Consider the following 3808-nt stretch of genomic DNA (forward strand, 5'->3'; position numbering starts at 1 on the left):
AGCGGTGAGAACACGCCACCGTCGGATTCGATGGCCAGTTGGTGCGTCTCGTGCTGGTGTGCATCGCGATACGCGTTGCCGCCGCGCATGCCGTTCTCTTCGTTCGTCCAGCCCACGGCGCGGATCGTGCGACGCGGCGTGAGGCCAAGCTTCTTCAGCAGGCGAATCGCTTCCCACGCGATCACGACGCCGCCCGCGTCGTCCATGGCGCCCTGACCCACATCCCACGAATCGATGTGGCCACCCATCACCACGATCTCGTCGGGTTTCTCGCGGCCGCGCAGTTCACCCATCACGTTGTGGCTCTGCGCATCGGGCAACATCTTCGCGCTCATCTTGAGCGTCACGCGCACCGTGTCGCCGCGGTTGATCATGCGACGCATCATCATCGCGTCTTCCGACGTCACGCTGGCGTGCGGAATCTTCTTCACCGTGGAGTCGTAGCTCATGCTGCCGGTGTGCGGCGTGCGCATGCTGTACGGACCCGCCGCGCGCGCCAGCGACGCCACGGCACCGACCTTGGCGGCGGCAATCGCACCAAGGCGTCGGAACGAGCCGTTGTAGCCGTAGTCGCGCCACTCGGCATCATACAGCACGATCTTGCCCTTGGCTTCGGCGGCGCGCTGCGTGAGCTCTTCGAAGCTGGCCACCACCATCACCTCGGCGGTGATGCCGGCGGCCGGCGTGGCGATGCTGCCACCGAGGCCGAGCATGGGCAGCAGCTGCCGACGCGGCGCCACCAGCTCCAGCGACTCGGCGCCGCGCACCCAATGCGGCACCATGACCTTCTCGCGCTTCACGTTCGCGAGGCCGTCCTTCTCCATCGTGGCGGCGGTCCACATAATCGCGTCTTCGAGGGCCTTGGAACCCGACAGCCGATGGCCGAACCGGTCGGTCAGTTCGGCGATACGGTTCCACGCGCCGGCCGAGTCGGCCTGAGCGGCGGCGATGATGCGGTTCGCGACCTCGGCGTACTTGGCAGGGATGGCGTCGGGTGCCTGCGCCGAAAGCGGGGCGGTGGCCGGTGCGGTGATCGCCGCCAGGGCGACGGCGGCGAGTAGAGAGGAGCGAACCATCGGCATATCCACGTTCGGGGGGAGGGGTGGGAATTCCTGCAATCTCGGGTCTGCGCTCCGTCTCGTCCAATACCCGTGGCATATTGAGCGGAACCTCCCTTTATCCAACATGCTGACTGATACGATCATCGCGAAGCGAACGAGTGGCCGCGTGACCTGCGCGCTGGTGCCGCAGCCGCAGTGGGCGAAATCACGGATCCTGGCTGATCAGGCCGTCGAAAGCCTGGGGCTGCACGCGCTCGGCGAGGGCTGGCTGGAAGTGAGCGAGAGCGATGCGCTTCGCATTGCCGCCGGCGTGCTCGGACGCGATCTCGCCAGCAACGCGGTGATCATCCAGGCCGCGGAAGCTGAGGCGTTGGTGAACGAGCTGCTGACGATGGTGCCGGAACCGTTCAGCTGCTTCACCAACGGCGACTGGGCCGAGGTGTTCAGTGACGACTCGCAGCACGCCAGTGGCTTCAGCTTCGATCCGCTCACGGAATCGGCGCTCGACGCCGGCATCGTGTGCGTTGGCGATGGCGTGACGGCGGTGCTGTGGGTGGAAGACGAGGACTGATGTTCTCGTGGCTCGACGGACAGCGTCGTGCCGGGCTGAAATCGCTGGTTCACGCGAAGCTCGCGAAGACACGCGAAGACACGCGAAGAAAATCTACTTGCTGTCCTTCGCGAACCTTCGCGTTCTTCGCGGACTTCGCGTGAACCTACGGACTACCAGTTCAAGCGAGCGTCATGGCATGAGCGTGCGAGCCACCCGGAACTGGCGACTACTGCACCGTCTTCCGCAGTCGCACGATGAACTCCTGATCGCCTCCCAGCAGCGGCAGCAGCGTGCGCGCTGTGTCGTAGCCCGCCCGCACGGTCACGATCTCGGACGCGCCCACGCGGAGTCGCTGCAGGTTATAGCTGCCGTCGTCGTGGCTGGTATCCGACGCGGCATCGACCGTGACGCGGGCGCCGCCGATCGGCAGTGCTGTCACGAGATCTTGTACGCGGCCGCGGAGATGCGTCTCCAGCGGCGCCTTGGGGGCGGTGATGGGCGTGTCGGGCAACTGGTCACGCTCGCCCACGCATGAGGCCAGCGGTAGCACGACGGCCGCACAGATCGCGACGGTGCGCTGGGTTGAGCGGCGGGGTAGACTAGGCATACGGTGAGAGGCCGAGGGTTCTCTTGGAATCTACAGGGCGTTGTGTCGGATGGCGTAGGCGCCACGACTGAGATCGCTGATTCACGCGAAGCTCGCGAAGGGCCGCGAAGATTTGCGAAGAACAGCAGCATAGATTCTCTTCGCGAGTCTTCGCGTTCTTCGCGGACTTCGCGTGAACCTACGGACGACTAGTTCAATCGAGCGTCATGGCATGAGCGTACGAACCACCCGGATCGTGTTGGCGATCGGCCTGACCGCAATGGCCGCCTGCTCGGCCGAACCGCGCACACCGACCGCGAAGGCCGTGCCCCGCGTGATTCCCGCACCCGCCGCCACGCCGATGCGCAGCCCCGATACGTACCGCGTGCGTGTCGAGACCAGCAAGGGGCCGTTCACCATCGAGGTCACGCGTGCGCTCGCGCCGCGCGGCGCCGATCGATTCTACGAATTGGTCACGATCGGCTACTATGCAGGGAACCGGTTCTTCCGCATGGTGCCGGGATTCGTGGTGCAGTTCGGCATTCACGGGGATCCGGCGGTGAATGCGAAGTGGGCGCAGTCGGCGATGGCCGACGAGCCGCAGCGACTGAGCAACACGCGGGGCACGGTGGCGTTCACCACGGTCGACGCCAACAGCCGCATGGTGCAGCTGTACGTCAATCTCGTCGATAACTCGGCCAAGCTCGATCGGCAGAAGCTGTACGCGCCGATCGGCGCGGTGGTCGAGGGTATGGACGTGCTCGAACGCTTGAACTTCGAGTACGGTGAAGATCCCGTACAGTCACGTATCATGTCTCGCGGAAACAAGTATCTCGACCGGTGGTTCCCGGCCCTCGATTCCATCGTGTCGGCCACGGTCGTTCCGTCTTCTTGAGCATCGCATGAAGCCTTTCGAACGTCTTGGCAACGCCCGCACTCCCGATGGCTCGCTGCTCGAGCTGTTCCGGCACGACGGCTCGTATCTCATTCGCGCCAACGGCATCGAGCTGATGTCGCAGCGTCGGCATCTTTCGGAAGACCGCCTGGCCGAAGTCGCCTGTGTGGGGCTCAAGAGCAAGCCCGGCGCCCGCGTGCTGATTGGCGGGCTCGGGCTCGGCTTCACCTTGCGCGCCGCGCTCAAGGAAGTGGCCGACGATGCTGAAGTCGTGGTGGCGGAGTTTCTGGCCGAAGTGATCGCGTGGAATGCGAATCCCGAGTACGGGATTTCGGTGGAGACGCTGAAAGATCCGCGCGTGCGCGTGGTACATGATGACATCGTGAATGTGCTGCGAAATCACGCCGGTCAGTTCGATGCGATCATGCTCGACACCGACAACGGTCCCGACGGCATGATCATGTCGGAGAACGCGCGCCTCTATGCGCACCGTGGCATTGCGACCACGGTAGCAGCGCTGCGTCCACCGGGCGTGATCGCCTACTGGTCGGTGGGCGATGATCCGGCCTTCGCGCATGCCCTGCGCGTCAGCGGACTGCTGGTGGAAACGCTGCGCGTGCGGGCCCACGACACCAAGGGGCCGATGCACACGCTATATGTGGCGAAGCCGCGGCCGCCTCGCCGCGACGCCTCAGCGCCACGCGGCGGTCCAT

General features: G+C 65.2%; 5 protein-coding genes. 3 read left to right on the forward strand and 2 right to left on the reverse strand.

Annotated features, from left to right (window positions below; translation table 11 throughout):
- A partial coding sequence (locus ACIRA7_RS15595) for a M20/M25/M40 family metallo-hydrolase (protein ID WP_396221760.1) occupies nt 1-1076 on the reverse strand: 1076 nt, incomplete at its 3' end.
- Nucleotides 1077-1185: 109 nt separating this feature from the next.
- Here ACIRA7_RS15595 and ACIRA7_RS15600 point away from each other — a divergent pair.
- Nucleotides 1186-1632 (forward strand): hypothetical protein, encoded by a 447-nt coding sequence (locus ACIRA7_RS15600; RefSeq protein ID WP_396221761.1) that lies wholly within the window; start codon nt 1186-1188, stop codon nt 1630-1632.
- A 208-nt stretch (nt 1633-1840) separates the two neighbouring features.
- Here the strand turns inward: ACIRA7_RS15600 and ACIRA7_RS15605 are convergent, their stop codons facing one another.
- Nucleotides 1841-2221 carry a hypothetical protein gene (locus ACIRA7_RS15605; protein WP_396221762.1) on the reverse strand — a complete coding sequence of 127 codons (381 nt, stop codon included), beginning with the start codon at nt 2219-2221 and terminating at the stop codon, nt 1841-1843.
- Between the two features lie 211 nt (nt 2222-2432).
- On the opposite strand from ACIRA7_RS15605, the gene ACIRA7_RS15610 reads away from it, so the two are divergent.
- Both ACIRA7_RS15610 and ACIRA7_RS15615 read left to right on the forward strand, forming a co-directional pair.
- Nucleotides 2433-3095 carry a peptidylprolyl isomerase gene (locus ACIRA7_RS15610; RefSeq protein ID WP_396221763.1) on the forward strand — a complete coding sequence of 221 codons (663 nt, stop codon included), beginning with the start codon at nt 2433-2435 and terminating at the stop codon, nt 3093-3095.
- 7 nt (nt 3096-3102) lie between these two features.
- The coding region (locus ACIRA7_RS15615) for a hypothetical protein (protein ID WP_396221764.1) at nt 3103-3808 on the forward strand (706 nt) is incomplete at its 3' end.

The sequence above is a fragment of the Gemmatimonas sp. genome, from assembly GCF_044376735.1.
Classification (GTDB): domain Bacteria; phylum Gemmatimonadota; class Gemmatimonadetes; order Gemmatimonadales; family Gemmatimonadaceae; genus Gemmatimonas.

Bases quoted from the DNA above. Each gene is read 5' to 3' on its own strand.
- ACIRA7_RS15610 (WP_396221763.1), top strand. From the start codon at position 2,433: ATGAGCGTACGAACCACCCGGATCGTGTTGGCGATCGGCCTGACCGCA.
- ACIRA7_RS15605 (WP_396221762.1), bottom strand. From the start codon at position 2,221: ATGCCTAGTCTACCCCGCCGCTCAACCCAGCGCACCGTCGCGATCTGT.
- ACIRA7_RS15600 (WP_396221761.1), top strand. From the start codon at position 1,186: ATGCTGACTGATACGATCATCGCGAAGCGAACGAGTGGCCGCGTGACC.